This window comes from Neisseria sp. HMSC065C04 (assembly GCF_001815375.1).
Classification (GTDB): domain Bacteria; phylum Pseudomonadota; class Gammaproteobacteria; order Burkholderiales; family Neisseriaceae; genus Neisseria; species Neisseria flavescens_D.
On the sequence record NZ_KV820396.1, the window covers coordinates 30,898 to 45,241 of the forward strand.

General features: G+C 50.1%; 14 protein-coding genes. 5 read left to right on the forward strand and 9 right to left on the reverse strand.

Annotated elements, in window-relative coordinates; translation table 11 throughout:
• Positions 1–48: 48 nt before the first annotated feature.
• Entirely contained in the window at positions 49–777 is a 729-nt protein-coding gene (locus tag HMPREF3022_RS02605) for a YebC/PmpR family DNA-binding transcriptional regulator (RefSeq protein ID WP_049331317.1), read from the reverse strand.
• A 366-nt stretch (positions 778–1,143) separates the two neighbouring features.
• Between HMPREF3022_RS02605 and HMPREF3022_RS02610 the strand changes: the two genes are divergently transcribed.
• Entirely contained in the window at positions 1,144–2,574 is a 1,431-nt protein-coding gene (locus HMPREF3022_RS02610; RefSeq protein ID WP_049331319.1) for an alanine/glycine:cation symporter family protein, read from the forward strand.
• A 58-nt stretch (positions 2,575–2,632) separates the two neighbouring features.
• On the opposite strand, the gene HMPREF3022_RS02615 is transcribed toward HMPREF3022_RS02610, so the two are convergent.
• Positions 2,633–3,259, reverse strand: coding sequence for a PAQR family membrane homeostasis protein TrhA (locus tag HMPREF3022_RS02615; RefSeq protein ID WP_049331323.1), 627 nt, complete (start codon positions 3,257–3,259; stop codon positions 2,633–2,635).
• A 216-nt stretch (positions 3,260–3,475) separates the two neighbouring features.
• Here HMPREF3022_RS02615 and cysD point away from each other — a divergent pair, with 216 nt between their 5' ends.
• Together cysD and HMPREF3022_RS02625 are read left to right on the forward strand one after the other, a co-directional pair.
• Entirely contained in the window at positions 3,476–4,390 is a 915-nt protein-coding gene (cysD, locus tag HMPREF3022_RS02620) for a sulfate adenylyltransferase subunit CysD (protein ID WP_070765095.1), read from the forward strand.
• Between the two features lie 232 nt (positions 4,391–4,622).
• Positions 4,623–5,186, forward strand: coding sequence for an RBBP9/YdeN family alpha/beta hydrolase (locus HMPREF3022_RS02625; protein ID WP_070765096.1), 564 nt, complete (start codon positions 4,623–4,625; stop codon positions 5,184–5,186).
• A 132-nt stretch (positions 5,187–5,318) separates the two neighbouring features.
• Here HMPREF3022_RS02625 and pyrC read toward each other — a convergent pair whose 3' ends face one another.
• From pyrC to HMPREF3022_RS02640, 3 genes are all read right to left on the reverse strand, one after another.
• A complete protein-coding gene (gene pyrC, locus HMPREF3022_RS02630) occupies positions 5,319–6,353 on the reverse strand; it encodes a dihydroorotase (RefSeq protein WP_070765097.1) in 1,035 nt (344 codons plus the stop codon).
• Positions 6,354–6,450: 97 nt separating this feature from the next.
• Complete coding sequence (locus HMPREF3022_RS02635) at positions 6,451–7,044, reverse strand: NMCC_0638 family (lipo)protein (RefSeq protein ID WP_070765098.1); 594 nt, start codon at positions 7,042–7,044, stop codon at positions 6,451–6,453.
• A gap of 12 nt (positions 7,045–7,056) precedes the next feature.
• Positions 7,057–7,281 (reverse strand): sulfurtransferase TusA family protein, encoded by a 225-nt coding sequence (locus tag HMPREF3022_RS02640; RefSeq protein WP_003681929.1) that lies wholly within the window; start codon positions 7,279–7,281, stop codon positions 7,057–7,059.
• Positions 7,282–7,389: 108 nt separating this feature from the next.
• Here HMPREF3022_RS02640 and HMPREF3022_RS02645 point away from each other — a divergent pair, with 108 nt between their 5' ends.
• A complete protein-coding gene (locus tag HMPREF3022_RS02645) occupies positions 7,390–8,001 on the forward strand; it encodes a CNP1-like family protein (protein WP_070765099.1) in 612 nt (203 codons plus the stop codon).
• Between the two features lie 64 nt (positions 8,002–8,065).
• Here the strand turns inward: HMPREF3022_RS02645 and HMPREF3022_RS02650 are convergent, their stop codons facing one another.
• Entirely contained in the window at positions 8,066–9,181 is a 1,116-nt protein-coding gene (locus HMPREF3022_RS02650; protein WP_070765100.1) for a porin, read from the reverse strand.
• A 387-nt stretch (positions 9,182–9,568) separates the two neighbouring features.
• Here HMPREF3022_RS02650 and HMPREF3022_RS02655 point away from each other — a divergent pair, with 387 nt between their 5' ends.
• Positions 9,569–10,315: a carbonic anhydrase gene (locus tag HMPREF3022_RS02655; RefSeq protein WP_070765101.1), complete on the forward strand. Its 747-nt coding sequence runs from the start codon at positions 9,569–9,571 to the stop codon at positions 10,313–10,315.
• A 63-nt stretch (positions 10,316–10,378) separates the two neighbouring features.
• Here HMPREF3022_RS02655 and HMPREF3022_RS02660 read toward each other — a convergent pair whose 3' ends face one another.
• From HMPREF3022_RS02660 to HMPREF3022_RS02670, 3 genes are all read right to left on the reverse strand, one after another.
• Positions 10,379–12,013, reverse strand: a complete 1,635-nt coding sequence (locus tag HMPREF3022_RS02660; protein ID WP_070765102.1) for a CTP synthase — start codon at positions 12,011–12,013, stop codon at positions 10,379–10,381.
• Between the two features lie 124 nt (positions 12,014–12,137).
• Positions 12,138–13,793, reverse strand: coding sequence for an AMP-binding protein (locus HMPREF3022_RS02665; RefSeq protein WP_004519450.1), 1,656 nt, complete (start codon positions 13,791–13,793; stop codon positions 12,138–12,140).
• A gap of 93 nt (positions 13,794–13,886) precedes the next feature.
• Positions 13,887–14,344: aminomethyltransferase beta-barrel domain-containing protein (locus tag HMPREF3022_RS02670; RefSeq protein ID WP_349267149.1), on the reverse strand; the 458-nt coding region annotated here is incomplete at its 5' end.

The following is a 14,344-nucleotide window of genomic DNA, read 5'->3' on the forward strand; positions in this document are numbered from 1 at the left end:
TAAAAAGGCCGTCTGAAATTTCAGACGGCCTTTTGTTCTTTAAACTGTTTAGTCCAGATTCAACACGGCAGAAGTGTAAACGTCTTGTACGTCGTCCAAATCTTCCAATGCGTCAATCAGTTTTTGCATCTTAACCGCATCTTCGCCGCTCAACTCGGTTTCGTTTTGGGCACGCATGGTAACGTCGCCGTCAACAGATTTGTAACCTGCGGCTTCCAATGCCGCTTTCACGCCTGCCCAGTCGTTCGGCGCGGTAACCACTTCGATGGAACCGTCGTCGTTGGTGATGACATCTTCCGCACCAGCTTCCAAAGCCGCTTCCATCAGCGCATCTTCGTCAACGCCCGGTTCAAACACCAAATAGCCTTGATGAACGAAGTTGAACGCTACGCAGCCATCGGTACCCAAGTTACCGCCGTTTTTAGTGAACGCATGGCGCACATCGGCAACGGTACGGGTTTTGTTGTCGGTCAGACAGTCCACCATCAAAGCCGCGCCGCCAATGCCGTAGCCTTCGTAACGCAACTCGATGTATTCCACGCCTTCCAGATTGCCCGTACCTTTGTCGATGGCACGTTGCACGTTGTCTTTAGGCATATTGTTTTCAGCGGCTTTTTCCAAAGCCAGGCGCAGGCGCGGGTTCGCGCCGGGGTCGCCGCCGCCCATACGGGCAGCAACGGTAATTTCTTTAATCAGACGGGTGAAGATTTTGCCGCGTTTGGCATCTTGTCGGGCTTTTTTGTGTTGGATATTTGCCCACTTACTATGGCCTGCCATGTTGATTCCTTTCGTTTTTTCACGCGTTGAGGCGGAATTTGCTTCATTTGTAAGGCGTGCATTTTATCATAAGTTGCCTTTAGCCAAAATATTCAGACGGCCCAAACATTTGCAAAAACAGGCCGTCTGAAAACAAAAAAACCTTTTTTAAAATAAAGAAGCACATTTGCGGCAAACCTTTGTCAGTTTTTCGTTTTAATTCACGAAGGTTTACGGTATGATGACAAAATCGGTCAAAATTGTTAACAACTTAACCGGTATCGAATGGCAAAACGGCCTGCTCGCCGATATTGCCAACTGCGAAAAATGAGTGGGAGTAGTTACCCGTATCATTTTATTTTTATTGTTTTTATTAAAGGTTTTATTATGGAAGAAATATTGTCTGCTCTGGTGGGTGCAGTCAATCAGGTTCTTTGGGACTACCTGCTGATTTATGCCTTAATCGGTATCGGCCTGTTTTTTACCCTGTACTTGGGCGCGCCGCAAATGACCAAATTGGGGACGGGTTTCAAATCCGTTTTCGGCGGCTTGTTCAGCAAAAAAGACAAAGACCACGAAGGCAAATCCCTGTCTCAATTTCAAGCACTTGCCGTGGCGATTTCCGCGCAAATCGGTACCGGTAACGTTGCCGGTGTCGCTACTGCGATTACCGCCGGCGGCCCGGGTGCCATCTTTTGGATGTGGTTGTCTGCCATTTTGGGCATGTCTACCATTTTTGCAGAAGCCGTTTTGGCGCAAAAATACCGCGTAGTCAGCCACGGCAAATATATCGGTGGTCCTGCGTTTTACATCACGCACGGCCTGACTCCGAAAATCGGCCGTGGCGCGGCGCGTTTCCTGTCCGGCTTTTTCTCTATCGCCTTGATTATCGCGCTGGGCTTCATCGGTAACGCGACCCAATCCAACTCCATCGCCTCAGCCATGAATTTGGCTTTCGATATTCCCCCGATGGCTGTCGGCATTGCTTTGGCGGTATTCGCCGGCCTGATCATCATCGGCGGCATCAACCGCATTGCCGGTATCGCGCAATTTGTCGTGCCGTTTATGGCGGTGATTTACATTTTGTGTGCCGTGATTATTTTGTTCAAATTTTCCGACCACATCATTCCGATGTTCCACAGTATCTTTGTCGCTGCCTTCAATCCTGAAGCGGTATTGGGCGGTGCGGCCGGTATCGGTATGCGCGAGGCAGTCCGCTTCGGTGTGGCACGCGGCCTGTTTTCCAATGAAGCCGGTATGGGTTCGACCCCGCACGCTCATGCGACCGCTAACGTCAAACACCCTGTGCAACAAGGTATGGCTGCATTTATCGGTATCTTCATCGATACGCTGATGGTCTGCACGGCAACCGCGCTAATTATCCTGCTGACCGACGCCAACCTGTCCGGCGAAACCGGCGCTGCGGTTACCCAACTGGCTTTTAACAAAGCCTTCCCGGGTTTCGGTTCGCAACTGCTCGCCGTCTGTCTGACCTTCTTCGCCTTTACCACCATCATCGGCTGGTACTACTTCGGCGAATCCAATATCCGCTTCCTGTTCCGCGGCAAACACTTGGGCATCTACCGCGCACTGGTTTTGGTGGCCATCGTATTGGGTACCTTGGGCAAAGTGGATTTGGTTTGGAGCATGTCCGATATGTTCAACGGCTTTATGGTCTTGCCGAACTTAATCGCCCTCTTCCTGCTGCGTAAGGAAATCCGTGCGGTTTACGACGATTATCTGGCGCAAACCAAAGCCGGCAAAGAGCTGACCTACAACTATGAATTCTACGAATTCCACGACAAAAACCCAGGTTAACGACAAACAAAAACCTCTCAGTCAAACTGAGAGGTTTTTTATTTCAGGCCGTCTGAATCTACAACACATAAAAATAAATGCTGATAAATTGTGTCAAACTGCCTGCCAAGACAAACAAGTGCCAGATACCGTGGCCGTGGCGGATTTTCGTATCGTTGATAAACCAATAAATCCCCACGCTATACAATACGCCGCCCAACACCAGCCAAAATAATCCACCGGCCGAAAGCGACTGTATCAGCGGCCATACCGCCACCACAATCAGCCAGCCCATCAACACATAAATCACCATCGACAGCAGCCGCTTCTCGCTTTTACGCCCGATCGTCAGCTCCTGAACAATGCCCAGCAAAGCCAGCCCCCACGACACGCCGAAAAGCGACCAGCCCCAACCGCCGTGAAGGGTAATCAGCGTAAACGGCGTATAACTGCCTGCAATCAAAAGATAAATCATGCAATGATCGACCTTTTGCAAAATCGCCTTGGCTTTCGGCTGCGGAATGCTGTGGTATAAGGTTGAGCCCAAATACAGAAGCAGCAGGCAGACTCCATAAGTCAGTGCACCGGCAATCCGATAGCCGTCCGCCGATTCCACCGCTTTCACCAGCATCAGCACCAACGCCGCCACTGCCAATAAGAAACCGGCCAAATGGCTGTACGCATTAAATCTCTCGCCGTGATACATAAACCATTCTCATTTATGAAAAACCAAAGTGTACGCCAAGACAAGCGCTTCGTCAGAGAAATCGGGTTAAAAATAAGTTAAAGCGCAAAGACCGTCTGAAAAATACGGCCTTGCAATATAACAAAAACATCTTTGCAACAAACAAACCATTCTTTCCCTTTTTCAGACGGCCTCACTAAAGTATCGGCTATCGCCAAGATTGCAAAGAGAGAAAAAATGTCTATCCAAAACCACCACCTCGACTGGCTCGAAGCCGAGTCCATCTACATCATCCGCGAAGTGATTGCCAATGCCCAAAACCCGGCCCTGCTGTTTTCCGGCGGCAAAGACTCCGTCGTCTTGCTGTCGCTTGCCGTCAAAGCCTTCCAAATTGAAGGCCGTCCGCTGAAGCTGCCGTTCAAACTCCTGCACGTCGATACCGGCCATAACTACCCCGAAGTGATTCGGTTCCGCGACGACACGGTCGCACGCACCGGCATACAACTTGTAGTCGGTAGCGTAGAAGAGTCCATCCGCAAAGGCAGCGTCGTCTTGCGCCGCGAAACCGATTCGCGCAACGCAGCCCAAGCCGTTACGCTGGTTGAAACCATCGAAGAACAAGGCTTTGATGCGTTGATGGGCGGAGCTCGCCGTGATGAAGAAAAAGCGCGCGCCAAAGAACGCATCTTCTCTTTCCGCGACGAGTTCGGCCAATGGGATCCTAAAAACCAACGTCCTGAATTATGGTCGCTCTACAATACGCGCCTGTTCCAAGGCGAAAACATGCGCGTGTTCCCGATTTCCAACTGGACGGAATTGGACATCTGGCAATACATCGCACGCGAAAAACTTGCCCTGCCGCCGATTTATTACACCCACAAACGCGAAGTTGTCGAACGAAACGGCCTGCTCGTTCCCATTACCCCGTTGACCCCTAAACGCGAAGGCGAAGTTGCCCAAATCCGTGATGTCCGTTTCCGCACCGTCGGCGATATTTCCTGCACCTGCCCTGTTGCCAGCACCGCCGCCACGCCGGAAGACATCATTGCCGAAACCGCCGCCGCGACCATTTCCGAACGCAGCGCCACACGCATGGACGACCGCGTATCGGAAGCGGCAATGGAAGAGCGCAAAAAACAAGGCTATTTCTAAACTGTTTTTTCAGACGGCCCCTATATATTTCAAACCCGAACAACACGGCAAAGCCATCCGCCCCTGCCGTGTTGTTTGCTTTACTATTCTTGCAAATATCATTTAACAACAAAAACTTAATCAATCATCCTTACCAAGCGACAAACAATAAAACATAAACAAACATGGTATAATGAACGCTTACAGGCAGAGATTTAGACAAAAGTCTCAGGCCGTCTGAAGGAGGAGAAACATGAATCGACGCGTTTATATCGTACATGGCTTTGAAGGCAATCCGCACGGCAACTGGTTTGACTGGCTTTGCGCCCAAGTCAAAAGCACCGGCGCACAAGCAATCTCCCTCGCCATGCCCAATCCCGACAAACCAAGCACGACCGCGTGGCAGTTTACCCTTGACCAGCACATCGGCAAGCCCGATGCCCATACCTTCCTAGTCGGCCACAGCCTCGGTTGCATTACCCTCCTTCATTTCCTCAGCCGACAACAGCCGCAAAAAATCGGCGGTCTGCTGCTTGCCGCAGGTTTTGCCGATACGTTGCCGCCCCTGCCTGCGCTTGATGCCTACATTAAAGCAGCGTCCCCCGATTTCGATATCTTGCGCAAAATCGACATGCCCAAACACTGTCTGGTTTCCGACAACGATACCCATGTTCCGCCCGAACTGACTTTGGACATGGCAACCAAGCTCAAAAGCCCTGTTACCCATATTCCCGAAGGCGGCCATTTGATGGCTTCGGACGGCTTTACCCAACTGCCGCAGGCTTGGGAAGCACTGAAACCCATGTTGACCGAATAAACACACATCTAATCCAGTTTTCATACGGCCTTGTCTATCTCCCCTCCCCACGACAGGCCGTCTGAACGACAATAAAAAACAACCTGCCCTTTCAAGCAGGTTGTTTCTTTTTATGTCTCATTGACGGCAAATTTAATATTGCACCGTCCATTCAATCTCGCCGCCGGCCCTCATCGGTACAAGCTCGCCATCGCCGTAAGGTACGCTGGCAGGTACGGTTTGCGTTTGTTTGACCAGTGTGATGGTATCAGAATTTTCAGGCAGACCGTAGAAACGCGGGCCGTTTTTAGAAGCAAAGGCTTCCAGTTTGTCCAACGCGCCTGCTTTCTCAAACACTTCGGCATAAAGCTCGATGGCAGTCATCGCGCTGAACATACCAGCGCAACCGCAAGCATTTTCTTTGGCAGTTTTGGCATGTGGCGCAGAGTCCGTGCCGAGGAAGAATTTGTGCGCCTTCTCGCTGGTAACGGCGGCAACCAAAGCCTGACGGTGGGTTTCGCGTTTGAGTACGGGCAGGCAGAAATGATGAGGGCGTACGCCGCCGACCAAAAGGTCGTTGCGGTTGAGCAGCAAGTGTTGCGGCGTCACAGACGCGGCCACATTATCGCCTGCTTCCAATACCAATCGGGCTGCCTCGGCAGTGGTGATGTGTTCAAATACGACCTTGAGGTTGGGCACTTGCGCCAAAACCGGCTTCATCACGCGTTCGATAAAGGCGGCTTCGCGGTCGAAAATATCAATTTCAGGATCGGTAACTTCGCCGTGAACCAAGAACAAAATGCCCTGTTTCGCCATTTCTTCCAACACGGGAATCAGCTTAAACAAGTCGGTCACGCCGGAATCGGAATTGGTGGTCGCGCCTGCCGGATAGAGTTTGAAAGCCACGATACCGGCAGCCTTGGCTTCACGCACAAGTTCGGGAGTGGCATTGTCGGTCAAATAAAGCGTCATCAACGGCTGGAAGGTGCTGCCTTCTGGCAGGGCGGCCATAATGCGCTCTTTGTATGCTTGGGCATCGGCAACGCTGACGACGGGCGGCTTCAGGTTGGGCATGATAACCGCGCGGCCCATTTGTCGGGCGGTGTATGGGGCAACAGCTTTGAGCGCGTCGCCATCGCGCAGGTGTAAGTGCATATCGTCGGGGCGGATGATGGTCAGGGTTTGCATAGCTTACTTTCGAGTGGTTTGGTTTGATAATGTTTCAGACGGCCTTTATTCGGCGGTAACGGTTTCTATTAATTTGATGTTTCAATCGTCAACCGGCCTAAGGCAAAACGGCGGCCTTATTGTCGTAAGAATGATGAGTCAGATAAAAAACAGCCTGTACCGGAAAATACTCGGACGACGTTGTTTTGACGGTCAGCAAGGTTTCTTTCGGGCTGCCGGACGCGCGCCATGCGTAGGAAATCTGACGCATAGGCAACGGGGTTTCCGCCAAATTATCGGCACGCAATTCAGCGTTCAAACCTTGCGGCGGATTTTCTGCCAAAGCCAAAAATTGTTTGAAAATCAGATGGTCGTCGGCTTTAGCCGTGCGCACGCTGCAACTGTTTTCAGTCAGGCTCAAATAATAATCCGCGCCGTTTACCGTTTTCTTCCAAATGCTTAATGCCTCCAAATCCATCATTCCGGCAGGCAAATCGGCAATATCTTTTTTCGACAATAAAACCAGCTTGTTGGCATTGGCAAACTCGCCGACAAGGGCGGCATCGCCGTCTGCGGCCACGCAGCTTTGGCGGAACAAGTCGGTTACATTTTGGGCATAATCGGCAGCGTTCTGCGGTGAAACGCCTTCATTGCCGCATGCACTCAGGCAGACGGCCAATACGGCGGCAGACAACGCGACGGCTTTAGACATTTCAGACGGCCTTTATTTGTGTTTCAACACCAGCTTGAACACGCCGTCAGCCTCGCTCGATTCCAACAAGACATGTCCGGTCTGACGGCAAAACGCTTCAAAATCGCCGGGCGCGCCGCCATCGGTGGCCAATACGGTCAGCACTTCGCCTTCCTGCATTTGCGCCAAAGCTTTTTTGGCACGCAAAATCGGCAACGGGCATTTCAAACCGATGACATCCAGAGTTTGTGTATTCATGATGAAACTCGTCATATTAATCAGAATTAACGCCAATTATACCGCACTTACTTGCACCCCACCCTGCAAGCCCATAAAATAAAGCCGTTTTTCACTTTGGAGCTGTCTATGCGCCGTTTTGCCCTTCTCGCTCTCAGCCTTGCCGCAACTCAAGCATTTGCTTTGGGTTTCAGCCAAAAGGATACGCTGACCAACACGCGTTATCAGGAAAGCCCTGAAGAAGTTGCCGCACGCGAATTTAAAGAACACAAAGCCGAGTTGCCGCCCCTGCCCGATACCCAATCGGGCGATTGGTTCGACCTCTATGTCAACGAAACCTACGGCAAGCAGCCCAAAATCCTGCTCAGCAGCCTGCAAATCATGCCTGCGCCTGACAACAGCATCCGCTACGTCTTGAATGTGCGCTCTGACAAAGGCTACGACAACCTCTCCGTCGAAGGCCTCTATTGCGCCCGAACGTCCTTTACTTACAGCAACGACAAGCGTTCGTCTTACAAAGTATTCGCTTACGGCGATACAGTAAACCACCGCTGGATCGAGCCACGCAAAGGCGATTGGAAGCTGATCGGCAATGCGTTCAGCCGCAACGACGCCATGCACACCGCCCTGTATCAGGCATTCTGTGTCGACGGCATGCCGACAACGGTCGAAGGCTTGGTACAACGTTTGAAAGAACGCGGCGGCCGTCACGGTACCACGCTGAGCAACCACGACAAATAAACTGCTTTAATCAAGAAAAAGGCCGTCTGAAATTTTTCAGACGGCCTTGTTTTTGTAAAACGGCTTAGAATTTGTGATACAGGCCCACAGAAGCGGCTTTTTGTTCAACGCCACCTTTGTTGGCTGCAGTCAGACGGGTTTTGTTGCCGACTTTCAGATACGCCAGTTGGGCAACTACGCCGGTGCGTTTGCTGAAGGTGTATTGACCGCCGACAACGACTTGGTCGAATTTATCCACCAATTTCTCGCCGCTGTTCACGCCCTTGGCAGGCCAGCCGTGTGCGTAAGTAATGCGTGGGGTAACGTTGCCGAATTTGTAGCCGACAGTTACCGCTGCATCAACTACTTTTACGGCTTCAGATTTGCCTGTATCGACAGTAATGTCACTACCCTTGTACTCATTAAAACCATCGGTGAAATAGCCTAAATATTCGTTGCCTGTCTCATGGCCTTTGGCATAGTGTACGCCGCCGCCGACAAAGAGATTGTCTTTATCGTAATAAGTTTCGACTTTGGCGATTTGCGCCGCTTTGACTTTGCCTGATTTGTCGGTGTACGCGCCATTGTAGTGGCCGTAAGCCGCATTGGCAGTAAAGCCGTTTTTAGAGAAGCTCACGCCGCCGGTGTATTGGTCTTTGGCCGCTTGGGTATGCGTGTATTTGTCTGAAGGATTACGGTTGTCGCGCGGAGCGTAAGACACGTTGAATTTGAATCCGCCGAAATCCGGGCTGTCATAGCGTACAGCGGCGTTACGGTTGCCGGTACGGGTAAAGATGCCCAAACCTGCGGCATTGGTTTTGTACATCCATGGATCGATAGTGTCCATTTCGTTCAGCATATTGCTGAGTTTACCGGCGCGAATCTTACCGAAGTTACCTTGCAGGCCGATGAAGGAGTCACGAGTGGCAAAACCTTGGGAATCGCCCGTGATTGCCGTTTTTTGTTCAACTTGCCAGATGGCTTTCAAATCGCCGCCCAAGTTCTCGCTGCCTTTGAAACCGATGCGGGAGCCATTGTCATTGATGCTGGTTGCGGTAGAGCTGGTTTCAGAACCTGCATCACCTTTGATTTTTACTTGGCCGACGGTCACGCTGCTTTTGATTTGACCATACAGAATCACTTCTGCAGATGCAGCCAGCGGCAAACCAGCAATAACCAAAGCGATAATCGATTTTTTCATTATTCTCTCCAAAACAAAGTTAAAATCTCGTGAAAACACGTTTAGCAATATTAATGTTTTCCAACGCTACAAACAACTACTTTCATCTTGAGAAACACTTTTATTCATTAGAGTTTAGACTTTTTACAACATTTTCAAATAAAACAGGCCGTCTGAAAGAAATTTCAGACGGCCTCTCCCATTCAAAGTCACGACAAGGACAATCTTCCTCTTATTGTAATCATTTAATCAAAAATGATTGCTTGATAAATGTTTGCCATATATCAACCCAACACTCCCAAATTGCCACTATCATTAACTTACTTCTTATGAAGAAGTTTTTTTATATCAATAATTTATTTGGTATAAATTTTTCATTTTACCTAATGTAAATAAATAGGAACCCTTATGTTGAAAAAACATCTCTTTTTATCTTTGCTAATGGCTGTCTCTACTGCAGCGGTATCCGCCGAAACCCATCATGCACATTGGTCTTACACAGGTGAAAACGATGCTGCACACTGGGGCGATTTGAGTGAAGACTTTGCTGTCTGCAAAACAGGCAAACAGCAATCTCCAGTGGACTTCTCCACGACAAAAGCAGTAAAAGGCAAACAATTGGCATACCGTTACAACGTCGCCGATTACAAAGTAGAAAATAACGGCCATACCCTTCAAGCCACGCCGCAAGGCAAGGCCCAAACCATCGTGATCAACGGTAAAACCTATACCTTCAAACAATTCCACTTCCATACGCCGAGCGAACATACTTTCAAAGGCAAACATTTCCCGATGGAAGCGCATTTTGTCCATCAAGCCGAAGACGGCACTTTGGCGGTCATCGGCTCTGTATTTAAACCGGGCAAAAACAATCCTGCCTTATCCGCACTCACTGCCAAAAAACTGAAAGCAGGCGAATCCGTAACGTTGAAAAACTTGAATATCCAAGCCCTGCTGCCTAAAGATAGCAAGTCCTTCCAATTGAAAGGCTCGCTGACAACGCCGCCTTGCAGCGAAAACGTGACTTGGGTTGTCTTAAAAACTCCGGTTCAGGCAGATGCGGTGCAGTTTAAAGCCATGCGCGACATTATCGGCGGCGAAAACAACCGTCCCGTACAACCTTTGAACGACCGCGAAGTCAATGAAGACAAATAACTTCTAAGGCCGTCTGAAAACAAAAAAGCACCCGGATAACGGGTGCTTTTTCAATCACATCAATCAGGCTTTTTTGTTACCCAACGCGGCTTTCACAAACGCGCTGAACAAAGGATGGCCTTTGCGCGGATTGGAAGTAAATTCCGGATGGAACTGACACGCGAAAAACCAAGGATGATTTGGCAATTCGATGGTTTCAACCAAACGCTCGCGGCCTGCGGATACGCCGCCGATGACCAAACCGGCTTTTTCCAACTGAGGCACATAGTTGTTGTTGACCTCGTAGCGGTGGCGATGACGTTCGCGGATATGTTCGCTGCCGTAGATTTTTGCAGCAAGGCTGCCCGGTTTGAGGTCAACTTCTTGCGCGCCCAAACGCATAGTGCCGCCCAAATCGGCAGATTCGTCGCGGGTTTCTACGCTGCCGTCGGCAGTTTGCCATTCGTCAATCAGGGCAACGACAGGCGCGGCGCATTTCAAGTCAAACTCGGTAGAGTTTGCACCTTTCAAGCCTGCAACATCGCGGGCGTATTCAATCAGGGCAATTTGCATACCCAAGCAGATACCCAAGTATGGTACGTTGTTTTCACGTGCATAACGTACGGCGGCAATTTTGCCTTCTACGCCACGTGAACCGAAGCCGCCCGGCACCAAAATCGCATCCATGTCTTTGAGCATGGAAACGTCGCCATTGCTCTTCTCGATGCTTTCGCTGTCGACAAAGGTAATTTGTACGTCGGTTTCAGTGTGAATACCGGCGTGTTTCAGGGCTTCGATCAATGATTTGTAGGACTCGGTCAAATCAACGTATTTGCCGACCATCGCGATTTTGACGGTATGTTTCGGATTTCGAATCGCGTGAACGATTTTCTTCCATTCGGTCAAATCGGCTTGTTTGACATTCAGTTGGGGTTGCTCGGGAATAATGCTGTCGATGCCTTGGTTGTGCAGCATTTCAGGGCATTCGTAAATGCTGTCCACATCGTAGCTGCCCACGATGGCGCGTTCTTCAACGTTACAGAACAAAGCAATCTTACGGCGCTCGTCCGCAGGCATTTCTCTGTCCATACGGCAGATCAGGATGTCCGGTTGTAAACCGATGCTCAACATTTCTTTAACGGTATGCTGGGTCGGTTTGGTTTTGATTTCGCCGGCGGCGGCAATGTAGGGAACATAGCTCAGGTGGGCAAACAATGTATTATTACGGCCGAGCTGGCTGCGCATTTGACGGATGGCTTCCAAGAAAGGCAACGATTCGATATCGCCGACTGTACCGCCGATTTCAACAATCGCCACATCATAACCAGCCGCGCCTTCATGGATACGGCGTTTAATTTCATCAGTAATGTGCGGAATCACTTGTACGGTACCGCCCAAATAGTCGCCGCGACGCTCTTTGGCAATCACGTTTTCATAGACTTGGCCGGTACTGAAGCTGTTGCGGCGGGTCATGGTGGCGTTGATGAAACGCTCATAGTGACCAAGGTCGAGGTCAGTTTCCGCGCCGTCATCGGTCACAAATACTTCGCCGTGTTGAAACGGGCTCATGGTACCCGGGTCAACGTTGATATACGGGTCAAGCTTAAGCATGGTCACGTTCAAGCCACGCGACTCGAGAATAGTAGCAATAGAAGCGGCGGCGATACCTTTACCCAAAGAAGATACAACGCCGCCGGTTACGAAAATGAATTTAGTCATGATGTGATACCCATGTTGGAATGTGTGATTTTAACTTGAAGCAGCATATTCTGGCAAACGGCAAAAGCTTCAGGCCGTCTGAAAACAGCGTTTTCAGACGGCCTTATCATACTGATTCTATATATCAGCGCAGCTCGCGGCGCAGGATTTTGCCAACGTTGGATTTTGGCAACTCGTCGCGGAATTCGATGTCTTTCGGCACTTTATACGCCGTCAGTTCTTTGCGGCAGAAATCGATCAGTTCTTCCTTGGTCAAAGACGGGTCTTTGCGTACGACGAAGACCTTAATCGCTTCACCGGTTTTCTCGCTTGCCACGCCGATACAGGCGACTTCCAAGACTTTGTCGTTGCTGGCCACCACTTCTTCGATTTCGTTCGGATATACATTGAAACCGGATACCACAATCAAATCTTTTTTGCGGTCCACCAGCTTCAGCCAGCCTTTTTCATCCATCACGGCAATGTCGCCGGTCTCTAAAAAGCCGCGTGCATCGATTGCTTTGGCGGTTTCTTCAGGACGGTTCCAATAGCCTTTCATCACTTGCGGACCGCGTACCCACAATTCGCCCGGCTGTCCGATAGGCACTTCTTTGCCGTCCGCATCGCGTAATTCGACTTCGGTCGAAGGAACCGGCAAACCGATACCGCCGCTGTAAGCCTCGATATTCAAAGGATTGCAACACACACCCGGGCTGGCTTCGGTCAAACCGTAAGCTTCCACAATCGGCGTACCGGTGATTTTTTTCCATTTTTCCGCAACGGCTTTTTGCGTTGCCATACCGCCGCCCAAAGTCAGCTTCAAACGGGAAAAATCGACTTCGGCGAAATCCGGACGGTTGACCATCGCATTAAACAAGGTATTCACACCGATGAACACGCTAATCGGCTCTTTTTTCAATTCGCCGATAAACCCCTTCATATCGCGAGGGTTGGTAATCAGGATGATTTTAGAACCGGTATTCGCAAAGATCATCAGGTTTACCGTCAAGGCAAAGATATGATAAAGCGGCAACGCGGCAATAACCGTTTCTTTGCCTTCGTGCAGGCTGTTTTTAATCCATTCTTTTGCCTGCAACATATTGGCGCAGATATTGCCATGACTGAGGACGGCACCTTTTGCCAAACCGGTCGTGCCGCCTGTATATTGCAGCAAGGCAGTATCGTCACGTGTCAACTCGACTGGTTTGAACGTATTTGCTGCACCTTGCTTCAAGGCCGTCTGAAAAGTGATGGTATTTGGAATGCGGTATTCCGGCACCATTTTTTTCACTTTGCGGATGACAAAGTTCAGCAACGCGCCCTTAATCATGCCGAACATCTCGCCGACCGACGCGACAATCACATGTTTGATTTGCGTACGCGGCAACACCAGCTCCAGCGTATTGGCAAAGTTCTCCAACACGACAATCGTGGTCGCACCGCTGTCTTTCAACTGATGCTCCAACTCGCGCGGCGTATAAAGCGGATTGGTATTCACTGCCACCAAACCTGCCTGCAAAATACCGAAAAGCGCAATCGGATATTGCAAAACGTTCGGCATCATAATTGCCACACGCTCACCGCGCGGTAGTTTCAATACGTTTTGCAGGTAAGACGCAAAATCGGTCGCCAACTTGCCCACTTCGGCATAAGTCAGTGTTTTGCCCATATTTTGAAAAGCAGGTTTATCTGCGAATTTCTCGACACTTTGACGGAATACATCGCTGATGGAGCTGTATTGAGAGATATCGATTTCAGGGTTTACGCCTTGTTCGTAGCTTTTGAGCCAGAGTTTTTCCATATTGATCAGTCTTTTATTTAGTCGTTTTTTGAAATCGAGGCCGTCTGAAAGGCTTTATTCAATCTGCCGCTTCGTTTTCAGACGGCCCTTTTATTAAGCTGTAATAATGACAGGCTTGTCGGTGGACATGATGATACCGCCGCCCAAGCACACATCGCCGTCATACAGTACCGCAGATTGGCCTGGGGTTACTGCCCACTGCGGCTCGTCAAAAACAAGCTCGATGGTTTCATCATCTAAATAACGCAACGTACAAGGCGCGTCGGCCATACGGTAGCGCGTTTTGCAGGTATAGCGGCCTTCTTTCGGGCGTTCTGGCAATGTGAAGCTCAAATCGTTCATAACCAGGCTTTGCGTATAAAGCAAAGGATGGTCATGGCCTTGGACGACAATCAGTTCGTTTTTGGTCAAATCCTTGGCCGCAACAAACCACGGCTCGCCTGCGCCGCCGATGCCCAAGCCTTTGCGTTGGCCCAGCGTGTAAAACATCAAGCCGACGTGTTCGCCGACTACTTTGCCTTCAGGGGTCACCATTTTGCCATTATTGGTCG